Consider the following 23,912-nt stretch of genomic DNA (forward strand, 5'->3'; position numbering starts at 1 on the left):
AGCCGTCGTCGATCAAGGCCGGCCGGAACCGCGACGCCGGTCGCGGTCTGGTGCGCAGATCATCCTAAGATGAGGGCGCGGCGGGCGCCTCTCGTAGAGCGCATGACTCCGCGCGCGTGGAGGAATCCGTGAGCATCACCGTCGACGCCGACCTGGTGGCCGGTCGCTTCATCGCCGACGCCGCAGCGCGGACGCACTGATGCCGGGCACCACCGGGATCATCGGCGGCGGCATCGTCGGTATCGCGCTCGCCCGCGCGCTCTCGGCGCGCGGCGACTCGATCGTCGTGCTCGAGAAGGAGGGGCGTCTCGCGCAGCACCAGACCGGTCACAACTCGGGCGTGGTGCATGCCGGCCTCTACTACAAGCCGGGATCGCTCAAAGCGACCCTCTGCGCGGCGGGCCGGGCCTCGATGCGCGACTTCTGCGTCGAGAAGGGCCTGCCGTATCGCGAGGTCGGCAAGCTCGTGGTGGCGGTCGACGAGTCCGAGCTCGGCGCCCTCGCCGAGATAGAGCGGCGCTCGATCGAGAACCGCGTCCCCGACCTGGCCCGCATCGACGACGTCTCGCGTCTCAAGGAGATCGAGCCGCACGTCGCCGGCGTCGCGGCAGTCCACTCCCCGCATACCGCGGCCGTCGACTACGCCACGATCACCGAGGCGATGGCGCAGGATGTCCGTGCCGCGGGCGGCTCGATCCGTCTCGGACACGAGGTGACCGGCATCCGGCTCGAAGGCGACCGGGTGCGGGTTATCACTCCGGTCTCGGATGACCTGTTCGACCGGCTCGTCGTCTGCGCGGGGCTGCAGTCCGACGTGGTGGCGCGTTTCGTGGGCGCGAACCCTTCGCCGAAGATCCTGCCGTTCCGCGGCGAGTACTGGGAGCTCGCCGCCGAGCGCACCGACCTCGTGAACGGGATGATCTATCCCGTTCCTGATCCGCGCTTCCCGTTTCTCGGCGTGCACTTCACCCGCGGCGTGTACGACAACGTGCACGTCGGGCCGAACGCGGTGCCCGCACTCGCGCGCGAGGGCTATTCGTGGCTGTCGGTCTCACCCAAGGACACGTGGGAGTCGCTCGCCTGGCCCGGCGCATGGCCGCTCGCCAAGCAGCACTGGCGGATGGGGGTCGATGAGATCTCGGGGTCGCTCATCAAGCCGCTGTACTTCCAGAAGGCACGCCGGTTCGTGCCCGAGCTGAAGCTGTCCGACCTCACGCACAAGTCCGCCGCGGGCGTCCGGGCCCAGGCGTGGGGTCGCGCCGGCGAGCTGCTCGACGACTTCGCGGTCGACCAGGTCGGGCCCGTCACGCTGCTGCGCAACGCCCCCTCGCCCGCCGCCACCTCGTCGATCGCGATCGCGGACCACGTCATCGCGCACTACCTGACCCCTACGGCGGCCTGAACGGTCGCGCTCCTAGGTCACCCCTCGGCAGGCGCCCCCTCGGCAGGTGCCGCCTCGGCACGCGCCGCATTCCACGCCTTCGTCGACGCCGTCAGACCCGGTCGCTTGAGGAAGAGCACAGCGACCAGACCGACCAGCAGAGCGCACGCCGGCAGGAGGATGGCCTGCGACATGGCCTGCGAGAAGCCGTCGATGACGAACGGCGGCAGGGTGCCGCCGCTGAAGCCGCCGGATGCCTGTGACGCGCCGGGCAGGTTCGCCTCGAGCCGGTTCTGCATGTATGCGGCGATGGCGGCCGAGCCGATCACGGAGCCGACGGTTCTCGTCGTGTTGTAGATGCCGGAGCCTGCGCCCGCCTGCTGCATCGGCAGGTTGCGCGTCGCGGTGGTCGCCAGCGGCCCCCACATTCCCGCGTTGCCGATGCCCATCAAGGCGGAAGGCAGCAGGAACATCCAGATCGGCGTGTCCGCGTTCATGAGCGTCGAGTACCAGAACAGCGAACCGGCCACGGCGAGGAGCCCCGGAACGAGCAGGAACCGCGGGTCCGTGCGATCGAGGAGCATGCCGGCGAACGGCGCGAGGACGCCGGAGAGGAGTGCCATGGGGATGAGGAGCAGTGCCGACTGGGTCGGGGTCAGCCCGCGGGCGAGCTGGATGTAGAACATGAGCGGCAGCGACATGCTGGTCACGGTGAACCCGACGGTCGCGATTGCGAGGTTCGAGATGCCGAAGTTGCGATCCCTGAACAGCTCGAGCGGCACCAGCGGCTCGCTCTTGGTCCGCGCCTGCGTCCAGATGAAGATTCCCATCACGACCACGCCGGCGATGATCATCCCCCACACGGTGATCGGGCCCCAGATGACGCCCCAGTCGTAGTGCTGGGCCTCCTGCAGCCCGAAGACGATCAGGAACAGGCCGATGGCGCTGAGGACGACGCCGGTGATGTCGAAGCGGTGCGGATGGGTCTGGAGGTTCGGCACCAGGATCCAGGCCATCACGAACGCGACGATGCCGACCGGGATGTTGATGAAGAAGATCCACTCCCACCCGAAGCCGTCGACCAGCAGACCACCGAGGAGGGGTCCGACCAGCGTCGCGACGCCGGCGGTGGCGCCCCACAGACCCATCGCCGCGCCGCGATTGGTGGGCGGGAAGGTGCGGGTGATGACCGCCATCGTCTGCGGAGTCATCAGCGCCGCGCCGAGGCCTTGGATCGCGCGAGCGATGATCAGCAGCTCGAGGGTTCCCGAGAGTCCGCAGCCGAGCGACGCGAGGGTGAAGACCACGAGTCCGATCAGGTAGATGCGCTTCGGTCCGAAGCGGTCCCCCAGCCGGCCTGTGATGAGAAGCGGGACCGCATAGGCGAGCAGATACGCCGAAGTCACCCACACGACGTTGTCGAGGTTCGCGGTGTCGGGATCGAGCGCCGCCTTGATGGCGGGATTCGCAACCGAGACGATCGTCGTGTCGACGAGGATCATGAAGAAGCCGATGACGAGGGCCCAGAGGGCCGGCCACGGGCTTCGTTCGTGAGTGGATGCCGGCGCGTTCGCGCGCGTTTCGGTCATAGTCGTGCGGCCTTTCGTTGTTCGAGATAGCGCGTGGTCGGCGCGAGCGCTCCCCAGGGGAACTCCTCGTCTTCCAGGCGCCGGATGAGGCGATCGAGCCATTCGAGATCCGCTGCCAGCAGCGACTCCTCGCGTTCGAGCTCGAGCAGGTACTGGGTCGGCACGCCCTTGGCGGCGGCGGTGCGCAGTCCCGTGGCGATTTCCGACTTGACGGACGCCCGGGCGTCGCGACGAGTGCGAAGGAGCGACACGACCTCGTCGCGGGCGAGGTTGTGCGCCTCGGCGAGGGCGATGCGGAACTCGGCGGGGTGGTCGACCCGCGGAAGCTCCCGGCGCACCCATTCGATGACGGCGGAGTAGCCGGCATCCGTCACCGTGTACGTCGTCCGCTCAGGGCGATTGCCCTCGCGGTCCACGCCGACTTCCGCGAGGAGTCCGGCCCGCTCGAGGCGACCGACGGTGTGGTACATCGTGCCGTTCGTGATCGCCACCAGGCGATCGTCGCGTCGCGCCCGCATGAGCCGCATCATCTCGTAGGGATGCATGTCGCCCTCACGCAGCAGCGCGAGGACCATGACCCCGAGGGGCGTGAGGCGATCGACGGCGTCCTGCATGATTACTCCGGGTTGGTTAGTCCACATGGACTATACATCGTTTCGGCGACTTCCGCGATGTCGGAGGCGGAGGCTAGCGTGGCTCCCATGCTGGATGCCGCGGCAATGGAGCGGGCACACGCGATCCTCGATCCGATCGCGCAGGAGTACCTCGCCATGCCCGACGTCGACATCGGGGCGATGTTCGGCAGCGAAGGGCTCCGAGTGCGCGGCAAGGTGTTCGCGTTCGTCAGCTTCCAGGGGTCGCTGGCCCTCAAGCTCCCCGAGGCGCGCGTCGACGAGCTGGATGCCGCGGCCGGCACCGCACGCATGGTCATGCGCGAGCGGTCGATGCGCGAGTGGCTCATCGTGTCACCGGACGCACCGGATCGCTGGGCGCCGCTCGTCGCGGAGGCGTACGTTTTCGTCGACTCCATCACGCCCTGACGCGCGGGCCGCGCCGCCCGGGATAATGGGCGGGTGACGACCCCTCTCGACCTTCCCGGCTGGCGGCATGTCTACTCGGGCAAGGTGCGCGACCTGTATGTGCCATCAGACTCGTCGACGAGCTCGGGGGGCGGCCCCGATGATCGCGCCGATCGCATGCTCGTCGTCGCGAGCGACCGGGTGAGCGCGTTCGATCATGTCCTCTCGCCGGGCATCCCGGGCAAGGGCGAGCTGCTGACGACCCTCAGCCTGTGGTGGTTCGACCAGCTCGCGGGCGCCGACGGCGGGCGCGGCATCCCGAACCACCTCGTCGCCTCGCACACCCTCGGACTCGGCCGCGACGGGGTCGCGAACACGCCGGACGATGTCACCTCGCTGATCCCGGCGACGGTCACCGGGCGCGCGATGGTGGTCAAGAGTCTCGAGATGATGCCCATCGAGTGCGTGGTGCGGGGGTACCTGACGGGCTCGGGGTGGGCGGAATACGTGCAGCACGGCACCGTGTGCGGCATCCGCCTGCCGGGCGATCTCGCGAACGGGGACCGGCTGCCCGCGCCGATCTTCACCCCGGCCTACAAGGCCCCGATGGGCGAGCATGACGAGAACATCTCGTTCGACCAGACCGTCCAGCTGGTCGGGCCTGATCGCGCCGAGGAGCTGCGCGACCTTTCGCTCGAGATCTACGAGCGCGCTGCGCGCACGGCCGAGGATCGCGGGCTGATCCTCGCCGATACGAAGTTCGAGTTCGGCGTCGACGACGGCGGGGTCATGACCCTCGCCGATGAGGTGCTCACGAGCGACTCGTCGCGGTATTGGGATGCCGGCACCTGGGCGACGGCATCCACCCCCCACGAGCGGATGGCGAGCTTCGACAAGCAGATCGTGCGCGACTGGCTGGCGGCGAACTGGGACCGCAGCGGCGTTCCGCCGGAGCTTCCGGACGAGATCGTGGAGCGCACCGCCGACCGCTACCGCGAGCTGCTCGGCCGCCTGACGGGGTGAACCGGCCGGCCCCGGGTGGCGACGGCGGTGCGATCCCTACGTGGTTCCGCTGAGCGGCGACCACCCGGACGAGGCCGAGCAGGCCGCGTGGCCGTTACCCGGGGGTTTGGGGCGCCTCCGGTCCGTTGGGGCGCGCGGAATACGCCCCAACGCGCCGGACGCGCCCCAAACCCCGCAACGCGAACCCGACACCCGGATCCCCCAGGAGGCGGCGCGGGGAATGAAGCCCGGCACTCCGGAGTTGTCCATTCACATGAATGAACGGCTCGCTGTATACGCCGACCGGCTCGCGGCTGACACGGCGATGGGCGCGGTGACGCTGCTCGTCGGCGACCTCGACGGCATGACCCGGTACTACCGCGACGTGGTCACCCTGCAGGTGCTCTCGGCGGAAGGCGACACCGTGACGCTCGGACGCAGCGGGCGTCCCATCGTCGTGCTGACCCACGATCCCGCGCTGCGTAGCGCTGCACCGGGCTCCGCGGGCCTCTTCCACACCGCCATCCTGTTCGAGACGCAGGCTGCCCTCGCCGCAGCGCTGTACTCGGTGGCGCGACACGCACCGGGCACGTTCACCGGCTCCGCAGACCATCTCGTGAGCCAGGCGTTCTACTTCACCGATCCCGAGGGCAACGGCATCGAGCTGTACTGGGACCGTGCCCGCACCGAATGGTCTTGGGTGCACGGGCACGTCGAGATGGCGACGCTGTACCTCGATCCGAACCGCTTCCTCACGGACCACCTCACCGAGGAGGCCTCGGGCGGCGCGACCGCGGGGGATGCGGCATCCGTCGGACACGTGCACCTGTCGGTGGGGGATGTCGCAACCGCCCGCGCCTTCTACGTCGAGGCCCTCGGCTTCGACGAGACCGCGACGCTCGGCAATCAGGCCGTCTTCGTGAGCGCCGGCGGCTATCACCACCACATGGCGATGAACGTGTGGAACTCGCGGGGCGCGGGTCCCCGGATGCCGGCTCTCGGGCTCGCACGCGTGAACCTGGCACTCCCGGATACGGACGCCGTCGGCGAATTGGGCGAGCGACTTCGTCACCACGGTTTGGCGGTGCGCGACGACGGTCGCACGCTCACCTTCGACGACCCGTGGAACAACCTGCTCGTGGCATCCAGCGCCTGACGCTGCTCGCAACCGGGTCGTCGAGCGAGAGCGCAGCGACGAAGACCAAATGGCTCCGAGGGTCTGCCGCGGCGCCGGTTGCTCGTCGGTTCGGGGCGTTTCGTCTCGCGAAGACCCGCCCTGAGCGAACGAAGCGAGTCGAAGCGTCGCTCAACGACCGAGCGGGTGAGGGTTCACACGGAGTCGCGCACCACGAGCTCGGTCTCGAGGATCGTGACGTGGCGGGGGTGGCGACCAGCGAGGAGGTCCAGCAGCACGCTGGCCATGCGCTCGCCCTGCACGAGCGACGGCTGGCGCATCGTGGTGAGCTGCGGTGTCACCGTCGTCGCGACGGGGGAGTCGTCGAATCCCATGATCGACATGTCCTCGGGCACCCGGATGCCCTCGCGCGCGAGCACCGAGAGCGCGCCGCGCGCCATGAGGTCGCTCGCGACGAAGATCGCATCGGGCCGCTCGATGTTCTCGAGGATGCGCCGCATCGCGGCCGCCCCGCCGTCGGCCGTGAAGTTGCCGTCTTCGATGGCGCCCTCGGCGAGGCCGTGGGCCGCCATCGCGTCGCGGTATCCCTGCAGCCGGTCCATCCCGGCGGCCATGGTCAGAGGTCCGGTGATCGTCGCGATGCGGTGATGGCCCCGCTCGATCAGATAGGTGGTCGCGTCCCATCCACCGCGGACATTGTCGACGTCGACGTAGTAGTCGCGCTCGCGCTCGCGGGATGGACGCCCGCCGTAGACGACGGGCACCGCACTCGCGATGCGGTCGATGAAGGTGTCGCTGGTGTGGTGCGAGACCACGAACGCGCCGTCGACGGCACCGCTTCGCACGTAGCTCGTCGTCTTGTCACCGGGGTCATCGCTTGCGATGAAGAGGTTCAGCACGTAGTCGGAGCGACTGAGACGCGCGTTGATCCCCGAGACGATCGCGGCGAAGAACGGGTCGCCGAAGAATCGGGTGGTGTCTTCGGGGACGATCAGCGCGATGGCGTGCGTCTGCCGGCTGGCGAGGGATCGGGCTGCGCGGTTGGGCACGTAGTTCAGCTCGGCGATGGCGCGCTGGACGGCTTCGAGCGCTTCAGGACTCACGGCGGTCGATCCGTTCACGACGCGCGACACCGTCGATCTCGAGACCCCCGCCGCGGCGGCGACCTCCTCGATCGTGACAGTGCCTCGCATCGCGTCCGTCGTCATTCCCTTCACCCTTCTCTGTCGGATGCTACGACGCGACCGTGGCCGGAAGCAGGTCCAGCGCGCGCGCTCCGATGATGCGACTGTATTCCCGTCCGCTGTCCTTGACGGTCCGCTCCTGGGTCTCGTAGTCGACCCGGACGATCCCGAATCGCTTCTCGTACCCCCACGCCCACTCGAAGTTGTCGAGCAGCGACCAGTAGAAGTAGCCCCGCACGTCCACTCCCGCCTCGATCGCGTCGAGGATCGCGCCGAGGTGCACGCGGACGAAGTCGGCGCGCTCGCTGTCGTGCACCCGCAGCTCACCGTCTTCGCGAACGAGGTCGTCGTCGTACGCCGCGCCGTTCTCCGTGACGTACAAGGCGGTGCCCGCATCGACCGCGTACTCCTCCGAAACGCGGATGAGCAGGCGCGTGAGCCCCTCGGGCTGCACCTCCCAGTTCATCGGGGTGCGCGCAAGCCCTCGTTCATACCAGTGGATGCCGTCCGCCGAGGGGAACGGCGAGTGCCCGGCCCGGTCGGTGGGAGCGTCACCCGCGGCGGGCGGCACGTCGGGCGCGTGACCGCCCACGAGCTCGCCGTGGTAGTAGTTCACGCCGAGCGTGTCGATGGGGGTCGAGATGACGGCCAGGTCGCCCGGATGGATGGCGGTCTCGAGCGCGGCCGTCGCCGCAGCATCCGCCGCACGGAAGTCCTCGAGGATGTCGGCCGGATACTCCCCGCGGAAGATCGGGTCGAGGAACCAGCGGTTGAACTGGCCGTCGATCCTGCGTGCCGCGTCCAGGTCGGCGACGTCCGTCTCATCGACGGCGTCGGCGACCGTCAGGTTCAGCGTGAGGCCCAGGTTGAGCGACACGTCGCGTGCCCGCAATTCGCGCACGGTCTGGCCGTGGGCGAGCAGCAGGTGGTGCGACGCGAGCATTCCCTCCACGGCGCTGTGGTGCCCCGGCGCATGGAGTCCGGCAGTGTAGCTGAGGAACGACGAGCACCATGGCTCGTTGAGGGTCGTCCACACGTTCACCCGGTCGCCCAGGGCGTCGTGCAGGTCCAGCGCGTACTCGGTGAAGAGGTCGGCCGTCGTCCGGTTGGTCCAGCCGCCGTCGTCCTGGAGCGCCTGGGGCAGGTCCCAGTGGTACAGGGTCAGCCAGGGGAGGATGCCGGCATCCAGCAGCTCATCGGCCAGCCGCTTGTAGAAGTCGACGCCCTGCGCGTTCAGTGCGCCGCCGTCGGGGCGCACGCGCGACCACGAGGTTGAGAAGCGGTATGTCTGCAGCCCCATCCGCTTCATGAGCGCGACGTCGTCGCGATACAGGTGGTAGTGGTCGCAGGCGACGTCGCCGTTGTCGCCGTTGATGACCGCGCCGGAGACGCGGCAGAACACATCCCAGATCGAGTCGCGGCGTCCGTCCTCCTGCGCCGCGCCCTCGATCTGGAAGGCGGCGGTGGCGGCTCCGAACAGGAAGTTCGACGGGAACGCGCGCAGATTGCTCTCGCTCATGCGTGCGGAGTCCTCTCTCGTGGTGGAATGGTCGGTCACCGTCACCCTTTCACCGCGCCGGCCATGATGCCGCTGACCAACTGTTTACCAGCGACGATGAGCAGCGCCAGCAGCGGGAGGGTCGCCAGCACGGCACCGGCGAGCACGACGGCGTAATCCACATACTTGGCGGACTGGAGCTGACTCAGCGCGACTTGGAGGGTCGGATTCTGGGGGACGACGAGCAGAGGCCAGAGATAGTCGGTCCATGCCGTCATGAAGGTGAAAAGCCCCAGGATCGCCATTGCGGGGCGCGCGGCCGGCACCCCGACATGCCAGAACGTCCGGATCATGCTGGCGCCGTCGATGCGCGCCGCTTCGATCAGCTCGTCGGGGATGACATCCACGAGGTACTGACGCATGAAGAAGACGCCGAACGCGGTGACCAGCGTGGGGACGATGACCGCCCCGAGTGTGCCGGTCCATCCCAGCTGGCGCATCAGGATGAACAGCGGGATGATGCCCAACTGGGTCGGAACCGCGAGCGTCGCGATGACGAAGATCATGAGTCCCTCGCGGCCCCGGAAGCGGAGTTTCGCAAATGCGTAGCCCGCGAGGGTCGAGAACGTGATGACGGATGCCGCGACCACCGTCGAGACGATGATCGAATTCACCAGCGCCTGCCAGAACGGCACGGTGTCGAGCACCACGCCGACGTTCTTCCAGAACTGCCCGCCCGGAAGCAGCGGCGGCCACGTGTCGGTGAGCACGCTCTTGTCACTCGACCCGATGATGAACGACCAGTACAAAGGGTAGGCACCGGCGACGAAGAACACGATCACGAGTGTGTAGGCGAGCCAGCCGGGTCGGCGCTCGATCCCCATGCCAGCGCGGCGGCGACGACGCTGGGTCGCAGGCCTGCTGGCGAGCTGCGCGGTCATCGGAAGTCCTCCTCGTTCACACCGGCGATGGCGGAGCCGGTGGCGGGCGATGGGGCGGCGATCGCGGCGAGGCGCCGTCGTGTCCGGCGCCTTCCGACCTTCGTCTCGGCGCTGGCGATGCTGCGCGAGAGCAGGAAGTTGACCAGGCCGATGACGACGATGATGAGGAACAGGATCCAGGCGACGGCCGAGGCCTTGCCGAACGACTCCCGGTTGAAGGCCAGATCCCATAGGTAGAGAACAGTAGTCTGATACTGCCGCTGCGGTCCACCGGGTGTGGAACTCGCGGCGTTGAACAGCTTCGGCTCGGTGAAGATCTGCAGGCCGCCGATGGTCGCGGTGATGATGACGAAGATGATCGTCGGACGGATGCTCGGAACGGTGATCGAGAAGAAGCGCCGTACGGCGCCGGCGCCGTCGATCGCTGCCGACTCGTGGATGTCTTTGGGGACCGCCTGCATGGCGGCGAGAAGGATCAGCGCGTTGTACCCGGTCCAGCGCCAGTTGACCATCGTTGCGATCGCGATGTGGCTCGCGAGCGTGTCGGTCTTCCACATCACGGGAGGCAGATGGAAGTTCTCGAGCAGGCTGTTGATGAGGCCGTACTTCTCGCCGAACATGTTGCTGAAGATCAGCGTCACTGCCACGGGCGTGACGATGTAGGGCAGGATCACCGAGATCCGCCAGAAGGTCTTCGCCCTCAGGTTCTGGTCGAGCACAGCGGCGATGACGATTGCGGCGATGAGCTGCGGGATCGCCGAGAGCAGGAAGATGCTGAACGTGTTGAAGACGGAGTTCCAGAACAGTGGGTCGGTGAGCTCGGCGGCGTAGTTCTTGAACCCGACCCACTCACCGGGGCCGGTGAGCAGATTCCAGTCGTTCAGTGAGACGACGAAGGTGTAGACGAGCGGGAACAGGCCGACAAGTCCGAAGAGTACGAAGAACGGCGCGACGTAGAAGTACGGCGAATAGCGGACATCCCACCGGTTCAGCCGCTGACGAAAGGTCAGTGCGGTCCGCGTCGGGGCAGGGCGTCTGCCTGCGGTCTGCTTCTGGCCGGGGGGCTGCTCGAGCGTGGAAGTCATGGGGAGCCTTCTCGCGTTCATGGGTGGGTGGTTTGCGGGCTATGAGCGGGGGGGAACGTGGGGCCCTCCGGAGCGTGTCCGGGGGGAACATGGGGCTCTCCGGAGCGTGTCCGGAGAGCCCCAGGTTCTGTGTCCTACTTGTTGACCACGAGCTGGTCGAGCAGCGTCATGGCGTTGTTCCACGCCGTCTCGCCATCGGCCTTGCCGGAATCGAGCTGCTGGATCGACGGACCGAACACCTGTTCCTGGATCGTCGCGTCGTCCGGGCCCTTGTACTGGGCCACGACACCGACGGCGCGCTTGCCGAGAATCTCACCGATGGGCGCTTCGTTGAAGAACTTCGTCAGGTCGTTCTGTCCGGTCACGCCGGGATCGGTCTGCGCCGCCGTCACGCTCGGGAACGTGCCTGCTGCCGCGAACGTCGCAACCTGCGACTCCTTGTCGGTGAGCCACGCGGCCAGCGCAGCGGCTTCCTTCGGGTGCTTCGAGGTGGTCGGAACTGTCAGGAACGAGCCGCCCCAGTTGGCTGCGCCGCCCGGGAAGACGTTCGCGAAGTCCCAGCCGTCAGCGGTGGAGCCGCCGGCTGCCTCGACCTGACCCTTGACGACGCCCAGCATCCAGCCCGGGCAGACGAAGGTGGCGAACGAGCCATCGGTGAACGCCTTGCCCTTGCCCCAGTCCCACTGCGTCTGGTTGCTCGAGAGACCGTCGGCAGCGCCCTGCGCCAGCAGGTCCCAGCGCGCCTTCAGGTCGGCGTTGTCCTTGACGTTCAGCGTGCCGTCGGCTTTGTAGTAGCCCTCAGGCAGCTGGTTGACCATCGAGTTCCAGACGAAGCCGGACTGGTCGTACCATGCCTTGCCGGTCTTGTCGTGGTAGGCCTTGCCGATCTCGAAGAACTTGTCCCACGTGGCGTTGTCGCCTCCGAAATACTCGGCGACGGCCTCGCGATCAGTCGGGAGACCCGCGGCGGCGAACAGCTTGCTGTTGTAGCACAGACCCTCAGGGCCGATGTCCGTCCCATAGCCGATGATGCGGCCCTTGGAGTCGGTCGCCTGCTTGACCTTCCAGTCGACCCAGCGGTCCTTGATGTCGTTGGCGCCGTAGTCCTTCAGGTCGACGAACGAGTCGCTCACCAGCATGACTTTGCTGAGCCAGCCCTCTTCGACCGCCTGCACATCAGGGAGTCCGCTGCCGGCAGCCTGCTTGGTCTGCCAGTCGGTCTGAGCGTTTCCGCCGGTGTCGATGTTGGTGGCCTTGATGGTGATGTTCGGGTTGTCCGTCTCGTACTGCTTGTACAGATCATCGAAACCCATCGTGCCGAAGGTGGTCACGGTGAGGGTGATCGGCTCGTTGGAGTCCCCGCTCGACGAGCCGCCGCCGCCGCCCGCGCAACCTGCGAGGACGAGGGCGGAAGTGGATGCTGCGGCCGTCAGAATGGCAATCCGCCGCAGGTTGCGTGAATTCACGTTCACTCCTTCGTGGTGGGCAAAGTTGTGGGTCGCTTCCCCACGCCTGCGTTGCTGATGAAGGCCGTGGGAGCGCTCTCACCGGATGGTTTGCGACTCTATGGGATCGCTCCCATGAATGTCAAGGGAGCGCTCCCACAACTTCGGTCACGGTTGGGTCACGACTTCGGAACGGGATGCCGACAGCGCGGCCGTAGACTGATGGCCGACCCCTGCCCGCGACATCCGGAGCCTCGTATGCCCACCATCGTCGTCGACGTCATGCCCAAGGCCGAGCTGCTCGACCCGCAGGGAAAGGCCGTCTCGGGCGCCTTCTCGCGACTCGGGGTCGAGGATTTCACGTCGGTCCGCATCGGCAAGCGCTTCGAACTCGCCGTGGACGGCGAGGTGACCGACGAGATCCTCGCCAGCGCGAAGCGCATCGCCGATGAGATCCTCTCGAACTCCGTCATCGAGGATGTCGTCGGGATCGAGGTCGTGGCGTGACCACGCGCATCGGGGTCATCACGTTCCCCGGTTCGCTCGACGACCGCGACGCCCAGCGAGCCATCCGGATCGCCGGCGCGGAACCGGTCGCCCTCTGGCACGGCTCCCACGACCTCGAAGGCGTCGACGCGCTCGTGCTGCCCGGAGGGTTCAGCTACGGCGACTACCTGCGAGCCGGCGCGATCGCGGCCCTCGCACCGATCATGTCGGAGGTGAAGGATGCCGCGTCCCGGGGCATGCCGATCCTCGGCATCTGCAACGGATTCCAGATGCTCGTCGAAGCGCACCTGCTGCCCGGCGGCCTGATCCGAAACGCCCATCAGCAGTTCGTCCGCCGCGACCAGAGGCTGCGCGTCGAGAACGCCGCCACCGCGTGGACCTCCGATTTCACCGAGGGGCAGGAGATCGTCATCCCGCTCAAGAACGCGGATGGCGGCTACATCGCCTCGGAATCCGAGCTGGACCGGCTCGAGGGGGAAGGGCTCGTCGCGTTCCGCTACACCGGCGTGAACCCGAACGGGTCCTTGCGCGACATCGCCGGCATCGCGAACGAGCGCGGCAACGTGGTGGGCCTCATGCCCCACCCCGAGCACGCCGTCGAGCCGGGCTTCGGCCCCGACACTACCGACGCGATGCGTTCCGGCGTCGACGGCCTCGCGTTCTTCAGCTCCGCCATCTCCGCCGTGGTGGCGACCGCGACCTGACACCCCGCCCCGGTCGTTGAGCGAGCGCAGCGAGACGAAACGCCCGGCGCCGCCCAACACGTCTCGTCCCCGTCGCTGCCCGCCCTCGCTCAACGACCGACAGGGCTCAGGCGTCAGACCGTGCCGGCGGGAGGCCAGACGCCGATGATGAGCGCCATGATGAGCACCGTCACGAGTTCGTGCGCGATGTTCAGCACGGTCAGCGATGTCGGACGGCCCTCGAAGGCGTCGTGGGTGATGAAGCGGGCCGCTGTGAATCCGGCCCACAGGATGACAGCAGTGCCGAGCGCGTTGAGCAGGAACCCCGTGCCGTAGAAGTGCCATGAGATCGACGTCGCGCCGGCGAGCACCCACGCCGTCACGAAGCTCACTATGACGGTCACGATGATCGGGATGACGGCGCTGGCACCGGGTCGATCCATGTCGACGTTCGCGAGCCGCGCCCAGCGCGTGCCGAACACCTTCGGGGTGTACCAGATCGACCCGACGACCATGCTCGACGCCGTCGCGATCAACACCGCCCAGTAGTTGATCTCGGGAACCATCGACCCCTCCTCGGTGCGGCTCTCACCGCTCGGCGCGAGCGTATCGCCGGGATCCCGCCCGAGCGCCGATCCCGCGCCGGTAACGTGAAAGGGTGAGCCCCGGCATCCCATCGTTGATCGTCACCGTCCCCACCGAGCAGCTCGCCGACGATCTCGGCGCGCTCCCCGACGAGGTGGAGCTGCTCGTCTGGCCGATGGACGCTGCGGCCCCCCGCGATCACATCGACATCGTCGTGCCGCCCTACATGTCGATGGATCGTGTGCTCGCACGACTCGACGGCGTCGACGTCGATCTCGTCCAGAGCCAGTCCATCGGGTATGACGGAGTCGGCGAGCTGCTGCCCGACAGTCTTGTCTTCGCCAATGCGTCCTCGGTGCATGAGACGTCCACCGCGGAGCTCGCCCTCGCGCTCACTCTCGCGTCGCAGCGGCACCTCGCCGACTTCGTGCGCGCACAGGACGAGGGCCGCTGGGCTCCCGTGTTCGCCGCGAGCCTCGCGGACCGTCGTGTTCTGCTCGTCGGCTACGGCGGCGTCGGCAAGGCCGTCGCCGCGCGCCTGGCTCCCTTCGAAGTCGAGACGACGGCGGTCGCCCGCAGCGCACGGGTCGAGGACGGGATTCCGGTGCACGGCGTCGATGAGCTGCCTGCGCTCCTCGGGGACGCCGAGATCGTCATCCTGAGCCTTCCGGGCGGTGACGACACGTGGCACATCGTCGACGACGCGTTCCTGTCCGCACTCCCCGACGGCGCGCTGATCGTCAACGTCGGACGCGGACCGCTCGTCGACACCGAAGCCCTCGTCGATCACCTCCGTCGAGGCCGCGTGCGCGCAGCGCTCGACGTGACCGACCCCGAGCCGCTGCCCGCCGATCACCCGCTGTGGTCACTGCCGGGTGTGCTCATCGCACCGCATGTCGGCGGCGCGTCGACCGCCATGCGCCCCCGCATCGCGCGTCTCGTGCGGACCCAGATCGAGCGGATGCTGGCCGGAGAGCCGCCGCTCAACGTGGTCATCGGCGGCTGAGCCCGGCATCCGCGGCGGCGTCCGGGTCCGAACTTCGGAGAACCGGCCCCGATTCGGGGCCGCGGAGGCTCGCCGGCCCGAATTGCGGGCGGCATCCCGAACTTCGGAGCGCTCGGATGGCCCCTCAGGCGGTGAACACGGCGTGCACGTCGCCCACCACGGCACGGCCGCCGAGCGCCTCGAGCTCCATCAGCACCGTCGTTCCGACGACGACCACACCGAGGGCGGCGGCGAGCTGGTGCGCCGCGGCGAGCGTTCCGCCCGTCGCGAGCACGTCGTCCACCAGCAGCATCCGCGTGCCGGCCGGGACGTCGTCGTGCACCTCGATGGTCGCCTCGCCGTACTCCAGGGCGTACGAGACGGATGCCGCGGGCCGGGGCAGCTTGCCCGCTTTGCGGATCGGCACGAGCCCCACCTCCGCCGCGGTGGCCAGCGCTCCGGCGAGCAGGAAGCCGCGCGCCTCCACGCCCGCGACGACGTCGAACTGGCCCGCGAAGGGCTCGATCATGGCGTCGATGACGGCACGCAGGGCCGCGGCATCCGCCAGCAGCGGGGTGATGTCCCGGAACCCGACCCCCGGCTCGGGGTAGTCGGGAATCGTGCGGATGAGGGACTCGGCGTACGCAAGGGAGGCCACCGGCTCACCCTAGTGCGCAGTCGGCCGACACACGCTCCCAGCGTTCATGTAAGCGCTTGCACCTAGACTCGGGCACATGATTTCGCCCGACCTCGCCGAGCGCGCCGACCTCCACGCCGACCTCTTCGCATCGGAGTGGTGGCGCACCGCCGTCATCTATCAGATCTACCCCCGCTCGTTCGCGGACAGCTCGGGCGACGGCATCGGCGACCTGCGCGGCGTGACCGATCACCTCGACGATCTCGCCGAACTCGGTGTCGACGCGATCTGGCTGAGCCCGTTCCAGCGCTCGCCTCAGAAGGACGCGGGCTACGACGTCTCGGACTACTGCGACGTCGACCCCCTCTTCGGAACGCTGGCCGACTTCGACGCGATGCTCGAAGCTGCGCACGCACGCGGCATCCGGGTCATCTCGGATCTCGTGCCGAATCACTCCTCGGACCAGCACCCGTGGTTCCAGGAGGCGCTCGTGACCGCTCCCGGCAGCCGCGAGCGCGCCCGCTACCTCTTCCGCGACGGGAGGGGCGCGACCGGCGAGCTTCCGCCGAACAACTGGGAGTCGGTCTTCGGCGGTCCGGCATGGACCCGCGTCGTCGAAACGGACGGCAGGCCCGGCCAGTGGTACCTGCATCTGTTCGACGCCACTCAGCCCGACTTCGACTGGTCGAACGACGAGGTGCGCGAGGAGTTCCGGCGCATCCTGCGGTTCTGGCTGGATCGCGGTGTCGACGGCTTCCGCGTCGATGTGGCGCACGGACTGGTCAAGCAGGACGGCCTGCCCGACTACGTGGCTCCGACGGATGCCGGATCCATGGGCGGCGGCGAGTCCGGAGTCCCGTACTGGGGCCGCGACGGCGTGCACGAGATCTACCGCGACTGGCACCACCTGCTCGCCGAATACGCCGGCGCCCGAGCGCTCTGCGCCGAAGCGTGGCTGCCGACTCCGGAGCAGACCGCGAGGTGGGTGCGCCCCGACGAGATGCAGCAGGCGTTCAACTTCGCCTACCTCGAGACGGCATGGGATGCCGCGGCCCTGCGCGACGTCATCGACGAGTCCCTCGCCGCCTACGGTGCGGTCGGCGCCCCGAGCACATGGGTGCTCTCGAACCACGACGTCGTCCGCCACGCGTCGCGTCTCGCGCTGACGGCCGAGAACCCGCAGGGCCACGGAATCGGCCCCGATTCTCCCGGCAAGCCGATCCCGGCTCTGGGCCTGCGCCGAGCAAGGGCGGCCACCACGCTGATGCTGGCGCTGCCGGGATCGGCCTACCTCTACCAGGGCGAGGAGCTCGGGCTGCCCGAGGTCATCGACCTCCCCGCCGCGGCCCGGCAGGATCCCACCTGGTTGCGCACCCACGGCGAGCGCTACGGGCGCGACGGCTGCCGGGTGCCGATCCCCTGGAACGCCGCGGCGCCGGGCTACGGCTTCAGCCCGACCGGCGCCTCGTGGCTTCCCCAGCCGGGCGAATGGGCGGGCCTCGCCCGGGACGCTCAGGAGTCCGTTCCGACATCCACCCTGTTGCTCTACCGGACCCTGCTGGCCGAGCGGCGCCGCAACGACCTGGGTGCGGGCACCCTCGAGTGGCTGGGCGGATTCGGGACGGATGCCGTAGCATTCCGCAACGGGAATGTGACGGTGGTCGCGAACATCGGGTCCGCGGCGATCGCTCTTCCGGACGGCACGGTGATCGCGGCGAGCGGCCCGTTGAGCCGGAGAGGGCTGCCCGCCGACACCACCGTCTGGATCGCGCAGGACTGATACCGGACGGGCCGAGCGAGAGCTGAGGTGACACCGTGGTCGGCATCGACGAGGTCGCCAGGCGCGCAGGTGTTTCGACTGCCACCGTCTCGCGCGCTCTGAGCGGGCGCGGGCACGTCTCGGACGCGGCACGCGAGCGCGTCGAAGCCGCGGTCAGAAGCCTCGGGTACGTCGCGTCGGCGTCGGCGTCGAGCCTTGCGTCGGGTCGCACCCGCAACATCGGAGTGCTGCTGCCGTTCCTCGACCGGTGGTTCTTCAGCATGGTGCTGAGCGGGATCGCCGGAGCGCTCATGCGCCGCGGCTACGACATCACGCTCTACAGCCTGACCGCCGACCGCGCCGAGCGCGACACGATCTTCGCGACCTTCCTGCGCCGGCAGCGGGTGGACGGGGTGATCGCGATCTCGCTCGAGCTCGACGAGGCAGAGACCGACCGGCTGCTCGCGCTCGACCTGCCCGTGGTCGCCATCGGCGGCCCGAGTCCGCGTCTGACAACCCTCGCCATCGATGAGGCGGGCATGGCCCGGCGCGCGACCGAGCATCTCATCGGCCTCGGCCACCACGCCATCGCGCACATCGGAGCCGGCCACGACTTCGACCTCGACTTCCGCATCCCGACCCGACGGCGGGAAGGGTTCGAGAAGGCGCTGGCGGATGCCGGCATCCCCGCCCGCAGCACGCGGCACGAGCTCGCAGACTTCACGATCGCCGGAGGGTTCGCCGCAGCGACGCGCCTGCTCGGCACGCCCCTCGGGCGACCCACCGCGATCTTCGCGGCATCCGACGAGATGGCGATCGGGGCCCTTCTGGCCGCCCGCGAGCTCGGAATCCGCGTACCCCAGGACCTCTCCGTGGTGGGCATCGACGGTCACGAGCTCGGCGGGTTCTTCCGGCTGACCACCGTCGACCAGTTCCCGCTGCGACAGGGCGAGCGCGCGGCCGAGGCGATCCTCGCAGCGGTTGCGGGGAGGGATGCCGTCACCCCGCCTCCGGCGCCAGAGGCTCTGGCGTACGACCTCGTGGTGCGAGGTACGACCGGACCGTTCGACCGCGGAGCGCCTGGGTAGGCTCGACGTCATGACGATCGACCTCGAAGGCCTCTACATCGACTTGCACCGGCATCCGGAACTGTCGTTCCAAGAGACCCGCACGGCCGGGATCATCGCGGCGCACCTGAATGATCTCGGCATCGAGTTCGAAGAGGGGATCGGCCGGACCGGCGTCGTCGGGGTGATCCGCAATCCTTCGCCGGACGCGGGGACCGAGGATCCGGTCGTCTGGCTGCGCGCCGACATGGACGCGCTGCCGGTCGAGGAGCGCACCGGCCTGGACTACGCCAGCACCGCGCGCGGCACCGACCCCGCCGGCATGGAGGTCCCCCTGATGCACGCGTGCGGGCACGACATGCACGTGACGGCCCTGCTCGGCGCGCTCGAACGGCTGGTCGCCGCACCGGACGAGTGGTCGGGCACGATCGTCGCCGTGTTCCAGCCCGCGGAAGAGTACGGGGCCGGCTCGCAGGCGATGATCGCGGACGGCGCGCTCGACAGGTTCCCCAAGCCCGACATCGTGCTCGGCCAGCACGTCACCCCGCTGCCTGCGGGTGTCATCGGGGTGCGTTCCGGCACGCAGATGGCGGCATCCGATGGACTCACCGTCACGCTGCTCGGGCGCGGCGGGCACGGATCACGGCCCCAGTCCACGATCGACCCCGTCGTCATGGCGGCCGCGACGGTCATGCGACTGCAGACGATCGTCTCGCGCGAGGTCGATCCGAGAGACGTCGCCGTCGTCACCGTGGGCTCGATCCACGCCGGGTTGAAGAACAACATCATCCCCGCCGAGGCGAAGCTCGAACTGAGTCTGCGCTACCCCGACGACGTGGCGCGGGAACGGGTGCTCGAGAAGGTCGAGCGGATCGTTCGGGCCGAGGCTGCGGCATCCGGTGCCGAGGAACCCCCCGTGATCGTCGTGGATCACACCCTGCCGCCGACGATCAACGACGTGGACGCCACCGCCCGCCTGACCCTCGCGTTCGATGCGGCCTTCGGCGAGGGCACAGTCATCGATCCCGGCATGTTCACCGGCAGCGAGGACGTCTCGTGGTTCGCCCGTGAGTCCGGTGTCCCGCTGGTGTTCTGGTTCTGGGGCGGAGTGGACCCGCAGAAGTACGCCGACGCCGCTGCCTCGGGCACGATCGAGCGCGACATCCCGACGAACCACTCGCCTTTCTTCGCACCCGTCATCCAGCCCACGCTCACCCGCGGGGTCGACGCTCTCGTCGTGGCCGCGAAGGAGTTCCTCGGCGCTCGCTGAGAACGGGGCGGCACACCGCGCGCGACGGCGGTGTGCGTGCGCAGATCAGTCGATCCAACACCCCGACGGCGATCCAGATTGCACGTTGCGCGCGACAGGCGTAGTGTCGCCCGCCGTGACAACAGACAGTCGCGAGCCGAGGGATGAGCCCCCGATCGCAAAGCGCCTGATCATCGGCGACCCGCTCACCTCGCACAAACTCGACGACCAGCTGCTCCCCAAGAAGATGGCGCTGCCGATCTTCGCCTCGGACGCCCTGAGCTCGGTGGCCTACGCGCCGCAGGAGCTTCTGATGATCCTGCTGACCGGCGGTCTGGCGTTCCTCGTCTTCGCCCCGTGGATCGCACTCGCCGTCGTCGTCGTGCTGGCCGTCGTGGTCATCAGCTACCGCCAGCTCATCAAGGCGTATCCGTCGGGCGGCGGCGACTACGAGGTCGCCTCGAAGAACCTCGGCGAGATCCCAGGCGTCATCGTCGCGTCGGCGCTGCTGGTCGATTACGTCCTCACGGTCGCCGTGTCGGTCGCGTCGGGCGTGGACAACATCATCTCGGCCGTACCCGTGCTCAACGGGGGCCGGGTCGAACTCGCGGTGGGGTTCGTCATCGTCATCGTGATCGTGAACCTGCGAGGCGTCCGCGAGGCCTCGCTCGTCTTCGCGCTTCCGACGTACATCTTCATCGGGTCGGTCGCGGTCATGATCATCGTCGGACTGGCGCGCGTGGCGCTCGGCGAGCCTCCCGTGGCATCGAGCGCCGAATACGCGGTGAAGGGCGAGTCGCTGACGCAGGCCGCGTTCATCCTGCTTCTGCTGCGCGCCTTCTCGAGCGGCTGTTCGGCCCTGACGGGCGTCGAAGCGGTGGCCAACGGGGTGCCGGCATTCCGCAAGCCCAAGGTCCGCAACGCGCAGGCGACACTCGTGCTGATGGGCTCCATCGCCGTCTGCCTCTTCGCCGGACTCACGGCGCTGGCGCTGTTCTCGGGCGTGCACTACGCGGAGGATCCCTGCAACCTCATCGGCTTCGACTGTCAGAACGTGCCCCAGCCGAGCCTCATGGCACAGGTCGCGGGGGCGACGTTCGGCATCGGGTCGATCCCCTTCTACATCATCCAGGCGGCGACCGCCTGCGTCCTGCTGCTCGCGGCGAACACCGCGTTCAACGGATTCCCCCTCCTCGGATCCGTGCTGGCTCGCGATGGCTACGCCCCCAAGGCGCTGAACACCCGCGGCGACAGGCTGGTGTTCTCGAACGGCATGATCATCCTCGGGATCGCTGCCATCGGCATCCTGATCGTGTTCCAGGCGAGCCTCACGAACCTGATCCAGCTCTACATCATCGGCGTGTTCGTCTCGTTCTCTCTCGGCCAGATCGGCATGGTGCGCCACTGGCGGCGGCTGCTCCGCGACCTGAAGAAGGTCGAGGAGGTCGCTGCGAGCGCCGTCGACACCGCGGCGTGGACCTCGCTGAGCACGCTGCCTCAGGACGGCCCCTCGGCGGTGGCGTCGCGCACGGCACCGGGTTTCACCCCGATCTCGGCCCAGAACATCAAGCGCGATCGTCAGGGCGCCAAGGTCGGACTCGTCATCAACTCGATCGGCGCGACTCTCACCGTGTTCGTGCTGGTGATCGTCACCATCACGAAGTTCACGCACGGCGCGTATCTCGTCTTCATCATGATCCCGATCCTCGCGACCCTCATGGTCGGCGTGAACCGCTACTACCGGGACGTCGACCACGAGATCCGCGTGGATGACGAGACGCATTTCGGCTCGGAAGGCGATGTCGCCCTCATCCTCGTCAGCAAGCTCCAGAAGCCGGTCATCAAGGCCATCGACTACGCCCTCGCCGCCACGCACGACAAGACCCTCGCCATCCACATCGCCGTCAATACTGAGGAGTCCGAGGCGCTGCAGCGCCAGTGGCAGAAGCACGCGATCCCGATACCGCTCGTGATCATCGAGTCGCCGTATCGCACATTCGCCAGTCCCGTGGCTCAGTTCATCAAGGAGTACCGGGCCACGCACGGGTCGTCCATCGTGACGGTGTACCTGCCGCAGTACATCGTGGGCCACTGGTGGGAGTCCATCCTCCACAACCGGCGCTCGCGACGCATCGCCAACCAGCTCATGCTCGTGCACGGCGTGTCGATCAATCTCGTGCCGTGGCTGCTCGACTCGTCGGAGCTCATCTACGGCCGGCGGTCGCGACCGCTGCCCGGTCAGGAGCGCGGCGGCCTTCCCGCGGAGGACCCCGACGCCACTGTGCCGGTCAAGGCGGATTCGATCAAGCGCTAACCGAGGGACGCGATCACCGAGGCCGCGAGTGGCACCGGATCGATTGAGCCGGTACCACTGCGCTTCGAAGTCAGCGGACCGACTTGCGCTCGTAGAGGTGCCGCGCCCACAGCCAGCTGAAGATCGTGATGCCGGCGCACCACGCGAGCGTGAGCCATCCGCTGATCCCGATGGGCGTGCCGAACAGCAGCGCCCGAACGGTCTCGGTGAACGGCGTGAACGGCTGGAACTGGGCGAACCACTGGAACCACGCGGGCATCGAGTCGGTCGGGACGAACCCGCTGCCGAGCAGGGGCAGGATCATGATCGGCGCCGGCAGATTGCTCGCGCTCTCGACGCTCCTGGCGTAGACGCCGAACGCGACGCCGAGCCAGCACATCGCGAACGCGACCAGGGCGAGCACTCCGATGGTGCCGAGCCAGCCCCACGCATCGGCCGGGGCACGGAATCCCATGAGCAGCGCGACTCCGAGCACGACGATCGTCGCCACCAGCAGCTGCACGAGATTGCCGATCACATGCCCGGCGAGCACCGCCGAGCGCGAGATGTCCATCGTGCGGAAGCGCGCGATGATCCCCTCGGTCATGTCCTGGGAGACCGAGATCGCCGGCCCGGTGGCGCCGCCCGCGACCGTGAGCAGCAGCACCCCGGGGACGACGTACTGAAGGTACGAGCCGGTCTCGGTGGCCGGCAGCCCGGCACCGAGCGTGCCGCCGAGCACGTAGACGAAGAGCAGCAGGAAGACGACCGGCAGCGCGATCATGTACGCGATCATTGGATAGCGCACCGCACGCAGGAGGTTGCGGCGGGACATGGTCAGCGAATCGGACAGCGTGTACGTCAAGGCGCTCATCGCGCCACCTCCTTCGTGGTGCCGGCTTCCATCCGCCCGGTGAGGGCGAAGAACACATCGTCGAGATCGGGGGTGTGGATGCTGAGGGTGCGAGCCTCGATGCCGTCGTGGTCGAGCCGCTCCATGATGGAGCGGAGCGAACCGAACCCGCCGTCACTCGGCACGTCGATCGCGAGCGCGTCGTCGTCGCGTGCGGCGTCCGCGAAGGTGCGGGACGCGGCATCCAGCGCCTGCTCGTCGTCGAATTCGAGCCGGACGCGGCCGCCCGGAACGAGGCGCTTGAGCTCGGCCGGTGTGCCGTCGGCGACGATCGCACCGGCGTTCAGCACCGCGACGCGATCGGCGAGCTCATCGGCCTCGTCGAGATACTGCGTCGTGAGCATGATCGTGGTGCCCGCCTTGACGAGCTCGCGGACGATGGTCCACATCTCGGCACGGCTGCGCGGATCCAGGCCGGTCGTCGGCTCGTCGAGGAACACGATCTGCGGTCGCGACATGAGGGTCATCGCGAGGTCGAGGCGCCGGCGCATGCCGCCCGAGTAGGTCGCGAGCGGCTTGCGTGCGGCATCCGTCAGCTCGAAGCGTTCGAGCAGGTCGGCGATCCGGCGCCTGCCCTCACGGCGGCCGAGGTGGCGGAGATCGGCCATGAGGCGAAGATTCTCCTCGCCGGTCATGAGTGCGTCGACGGCGGAGAACTGGCCGGTCACACCGATGGCGGCCCGCACCCCGGCCGCCTCGCGGACCACGTCGTGACCGGCGATCCGGACCGTGCCCGAGTCGGCACGCAGCAGGGTCGACAGGATGTGGATCATCGTCGTCTTGCCGGCCCCGTTCGGACCGAGCAGCGCGAAGACGCCGCCGGGCTCGATGTCCAGGTCGACGCGGTCGAGCACGACCTGGGCGCCGAATGACTTCGTCAGTCCGATCGTCTGGATCGCAGAGGTCATCGTCTTTTCCTTCCTGGGGTTGGCGGAGAAACCGGCGGGTCGGCATG

At 68.4% G+C, this 23,912-nt stretch carries 22 protein-coding genes; 11 read left to right on the top strand and 11 right to left on the bottom strand.

What is annotated here, in order from left to right:
• Positions 1 to 199 precede the first annotated feature (199 nt).
• Positions 200 to 1,402: an L-2-hydroxyglutarate oxidase gene (gene lhgO / locus ABD212_RS07995; protein ID WP_344093162.1), complete on the top strand. Its 1,203-nt coding sequence runs from the start codon at positions 200 to 202 to the stop codon at positions 1,400 to 1,402.
• Positions 1,403 to 1,419: 17 nt separating this feature from the next.
• On the opposite strand, the gene ABD212_RS08000 is transcribed toward lhgO, so the two are convergent.
• Both ABD212_RS08000 and ABD212_RS08005 read right to left on the bottom strand, forming a co-directional pair.
• Positions 1,420 to 2,970, bottom strand: coding sequence for a DHA2 family efflux MFS transporter permease subunit (locus tag ABD212_RS08000; RefSeq protein WP_344093165.1), 1,551 nt, complete (start codon positions 2,968 to 2,970; stop codon positions 1,420 to 1,422).
• On the bottom strand, positions 2,967 to 3,584 hold the full coding sequence (locus ABD212_RS08005) for a PadR family transcriptional regulator (protein ID WP_344093168.1): 618 nt from the start codon (positions 3,582 to 3,584) through the stop codon (positions 2,967 to 2,969). Before ABD212_RS08005 ends, ABD212_RS08000 begins: the two co-directional genes overlap by 4 nt.
• Before the next feature lie 87 nt (positions 3,585 to 3,671).
• On the opposite strand from ABD212_RS08005, the gene ABD212_RS08010 reads away from it, so the two are divergent.
• From ABD212_RS08010 to ABD212_RS08020, 3 genes are all read left to right on the top strand, one after another.
• Positions 3,672 to 4,010: a TfoX/Sxy family protein gene (locus ABD212_RS08010; RefSeq protein ID WP_344094120.1), complete on the top strand. Its 339-nt coding sequence runs from the start codon at positions 3,672 to 3,674 to the stop codon at positions 4,008 to 4,010.
• 33 nt (positions 4,011 to 4,043) lie between these two features.
• On the top strand, positions 4,044 to 5,012 hold the full coding sequence (locus tag ABD212_RS08015; RefSeq protein ID WP_344093171.1) for a phosphoribosylaminoimidazolesuccinocarboxamide synthase: 969 nt from the start codon (positions 4,044 to 4,046) through the stop codon (positions 5,010 to 5,012).
• Positions 5,013 to 5,265: 253 nt separating this feature from the next.
• A complete protein-coding gene (locus tag ABD212_RS08020) occupies positions 5,266 to 6,147 on the top strand; it encodes a VOC family protein (protein WP_344093173.1) in 882 nt (293 codons plus the stop codon).
• A 173-nt stretch (positions 6,148 to 6,320) separates the two neighbouring features.
• Here ABD212_RS08020 and ABD212_RS08025 read toward each other — a convergent pair whose 3' ends face one another.
• The 5 genes from ABD212_RS08025 to ABD212_RS08045 all read right to left on the bottom strand — a co-directional run bounded on the left by ABD212_RS08025 (position 6,321) and on the right by ABD212_RS08045 (position 12,300).
• On the bottom strand, positions 6,321 to 7,358 hold the full coding sequence (locus ABD212_RS08025) for a LacI family DNA-binding transcriptional regulator (RefSeq protein WP_344094122.1): 1,038 nt from the start codon (positions 7,356 to 7,358) through the stop codon (positions 6,321 to 6,323).
• 1 nt (position 7,359) lies between these two features.
• Positions 7,360 to 8,829: a GH1 family beta-glucosidase gene (locus ABD212_RS08030; protein WP_344093175.1), complete on the bottom strand. Its 1,470-nt coding sequence runs from the start codon at positions 8,827 to 8,829 to the stop codon at positions 7,360 to 7,362.
• A gap of 41 nt (positions 8,830 to 8,870) precedes the next feature.
• Entirely contained in the window at positions 8,871 to 9,749 is an 879-nt protein-coding gene (locus tag ABD212_RS08035) for a carbohydrate ABC transporter permease (protein WP_344093177.1), read from the bottom strand.
• Complete coding sequence (locus ABD212_RS08040) at positions 9,746 to 10,834, bottom strand: carbohydrate ABC transporter permease (protein WP_344093180.1); 1,089 nt, start codon at positions 10,832 to 10,834, stop codon at positions 9,746 to 9,748. Before ABD212_RS08040 ends, ABD212_RS08035 begins: the two co-directional genes overlap by 4 nt.
• Before the next feature lie 134 nt (positions 10,835 to 10,968).
• Positions 10,969 to 12,300: an ABC transporter substrate-binding protein gene (locus ABD212_RS08045; protein ID WP_344093183.1), complete on the bottom strand. Its 1,332-nt coding sequence runs from the start codon at positions 12,298 to 12,300 to the stop codon at positions 10,969 to 10,971.
• Between the two features lie 237 nt (positions 12,301 to 12,537).
• On the opposite strand from ABD212_RS08045, the gene purS reads away from it, so the two are divergent.
• Both purS and purQ read left to right on the top strand, forming a co-directional pair.
• Positions 12,538 to 12,786, top strand: a complete 249-nt coding sequence (gene purS, locus ABD212_RS08050; RefSeq protein ID WP_344093186.1) for a phosphoribosylformylglycinamidine synthase subunit PurS — start codon at positions 12,538 to 12,540, stop codon at positions 12,784 to 12,786.
• The gene (gene purQ / locus ABD212_RS08055; protein ID WP_344093188.1) at positions 12,783 to 13,490 is read left to right on the top strand and encodes a phosphoribosylformylglycinamidine synthase subunit PurQ; all 708 of its coding nucleotides are present in this window, start codon (positions 12,783 to 12,785) and stop codon (positions 13,488 to 13,490) included. Before purS ends, purQ begins: the two co-directional genes overlap by 4 nt.
• A gap of 113 nt (positions 13,491 to 13,603) precedes the next feature.
• On the opposite strand, the gene ABD212_RS08060 is transcribed toward purQ, so the two are convergent.
• Positions 13,604 to 14,035: a DUF1761 domain-containing protein gene (locus ABD212_RS08060; protein ID WP_344093190.1), complete on the bottom strand. Its 432-nt coding sequence runs from the start codon at positions 14,033 to 14,035 to the stop codon at positions 13,604 to 13,606.
• Positions 14,036 to 14,127: 92 nt separating this feature from the next.
• On the opposite strand from ABD212_RS08060, the gene ABD212_RS08065 reads away from it, so the two are divergent.
• Complete coding sequence (locus ABD212_RS08065; RefSeq protein WP_344093193.1) at positions 14,128 to 15,060, top strand: 2-hydroxyacid dehydrogenase; 933 nt, start codon at positions 14,128 to 14,130, stop codon at positions 15,058 to 15,060.
• Between the two features lie 124 nt (positions 15,061 to 15,184).
• Here the strand turns inward: ABD212_RS08065 and ABD212_RS08070 are convergent, their stop codons facing one another.
• Positions 15,185 to 15,697, bottom strand: coding sequence for an adenine phosphoribosyltransferase (locus ABD212_RS08070; protein WP_344093196.1), 513 nt, complete (start codon positions 15,695 to 15,697; stop codon positions 15,185 to 15,187).
• A gap of 76 nt (positions 15,698 to 15,773) precedes the next feature.
• On the opposite strand from ABD212_RS08070, the gene ABD212_RS08075 reads away from it, so the two are divergent.
• The 4 genes from ABD212_RS08075 (at position 15,774) to ABD212_RS08090 (ending at position 22,065) form a co-directional block, all read left to right on the top strand.
• Positions 15,774 to 17,456: a glycoside hydrolase family 13 protein gene (locus ABD212_RS08075; protein WP_344093197.1), complete on the top strand. Its 1,683-nt coding sequence runs from the start codon at positions 15,774 to 15,776 to the stop codon at positions 17,454 to 17,456.
• 35 nt (positions 17,457 to 17,491) lie between these two features.
• Complete coding sequence (locus ABD212_RS08080; protein ID WP_344093198.1) at positions 17,492 to 18,523, top strand: LacI family DNA-binding transcriptional regulator; 1,032 nt, start codon at positions 17,492 to 17,494, stop codon at positions 18,521 to 18,523.
• 10 nt (positions 18,524 to 18,533) lie between these two features.
• A complete protein-coding gene (locus tag ABD212_RS08085) occupies positions 18,534 to 19,772 on the top strand; it encodes an amidohydrolase (RefSeq protein ID WP_344093200.1) in 1,239 nt (412 codons plus the stop codon).
• 115 nt (positions 19,773 to 19,887) lie between these two features.
• Positions 19,888 to 22,065: an amino acid permease gene (locus ABD212_RS08090; protein ID WP_425561253.1), complete on the top strand. Its 2,178-nt coding sequence runs from the start codon at positions 19,888 to 19,890 to the stop codon at positions 22,063 to 22,065.
• Between the two features lie 70 nt (positions 22,066 to 22,135).
• Here ABD212_RS08090 and ABD212_RS08095 read toward each other — a convergent pair whose 3' ends face one another.
• Positions 22,136 to 22,918, bottom strand: coding sequence for an ABC transporter permease (locus ABD212_RS08095; protein WP_344093204.1), 783 nt, complete (start codon positions 22,916 to 22,918; stop codon positions 22,136 to 22,138).
• Positions 22,915 to 23,865 (bottom strand): ATP-binding cassette domain-containing protein, encoded by a 951-nt coding sequence (locus ABD212_RS08100; protein WP_344093206.1) that lies wholly within the window; start codon positions 23,863 to 23,865, stop codon positions 22,915 to 22,917. Before ABD212_RS08100 ends, ABD212_RS08095 begins: the two co-directional genes overlap by 4 nt.
• Between the last annotated feature and the right edge of the window lie 47 nt (positions 23,866 to 23,912).

Origin of the sequence: Microbacterium deminutum (assembly GCF_039530205.1) — a bacterium.
Classification (GTDB): Bacteria; Actinomycetota; Actinomycetes; order Actinomycetales; family Microbacteriaceae; genus Microbacterium; species Microbacterium deminutum.

Bases quoted from the DNA above. Each gene is read 5' to 3' on its own strand.
- lhgO (WP_344093162.1), top strand. From the start codon at position 200: ATGCCGGGCACCACCGGGATCATCGGCGGCGGCATCGTCGGTATCGCG.
- ABD212_RS08000 (WP_344093165.1), bottom strand. From the start codon at position 2,970: ATGACCGAAACGCGCGCGAACGCGCCGGCATCCACTCACGAACGAAGC.
- ABD212_RS08005 (WP_344093168.1), bottom strand. From the start codon at position 3,584: ATGCAGGACGCCGTCGATCGCCTCACGCCCCTCGGGGTCATGGTCCTC.
- ABD212_RS08010 (WP_344094120.1), top strand. From the start codon at position 3,672: ATGCTGGATGCCGCGGCAATGGAGCGGGCACACGCGATCCTCGATCCG.
- ABD212_RS08020 (WP_344093173.1), top strand. From the start codon at position 5,266: ATGAATGAACGGCTCGCTGTATACGCCGACCGGCTCGCGGCTGACACG.
- ABD212_RS08030 (WP_344093175.1), bottom strand. From the start codon at position 8,829: ATGAGCGAGAGCAATCTGCGCGCGTTCCCGTCGAACTTCCTGTTCGGA.
- ABD212_RS08035 (WP_344093177.1), bottom strand. From the start codon at position 9,749: ATGACCGCGCAGCTCGCCAGCAGGCCTGCGACCCAGCGTCGTCGCCGC.
- ABD212_RS08040 (WP_344093180.1), bottom strand. From the start codon at position 10,834: ATGACTTCCACGCTCGAGCAGCCCCCCGGCCAGAAGCAGACCGCAGGC.
- purS (WP_344093186.1), top strand. From the start codon at position 12,538: ATGCCCACCATCGTCGTCGACGTCATGCCCAAGGCCGAGCTGCTCGAC.
- ABD212_RS08060 (WP_344093190.1), bottom strand. From the start codon at position 14,035: ATGGTTCCCGAGATCAACTACTGGGCGGTGTTGATCGCGACGGCGTCG.
- ABD212_RS08075 (WP_344093197.1), top strand. From the start codon at position 15,774: ATGATTTCGCCCGACCTCGCCGAGCGCGCCGACCTCCACGCCGACCTC.
- ABD212_RS08085 (WP_344093200.1), top strand. From the start codon at position 18,534: ATGACGATCGACCTCGAAGGCCTCTACATCGACTTGCACCGGCATCCG.
- ABD212_RS08095 (WP_344093204.1), bottom strand. From the start codon at position 22,918: ATGAGCGCCTTGACGTACACGCTGTCCGATTCGCTGACCATGTCCCGC.
- ABD212_RS08100 (WP_344093206.1), bottom strand. From the start codon at position 23,865: ATGACCTCTGCGATCCAGACGATCGGACTGACGAAGTCATTCGGCGCC.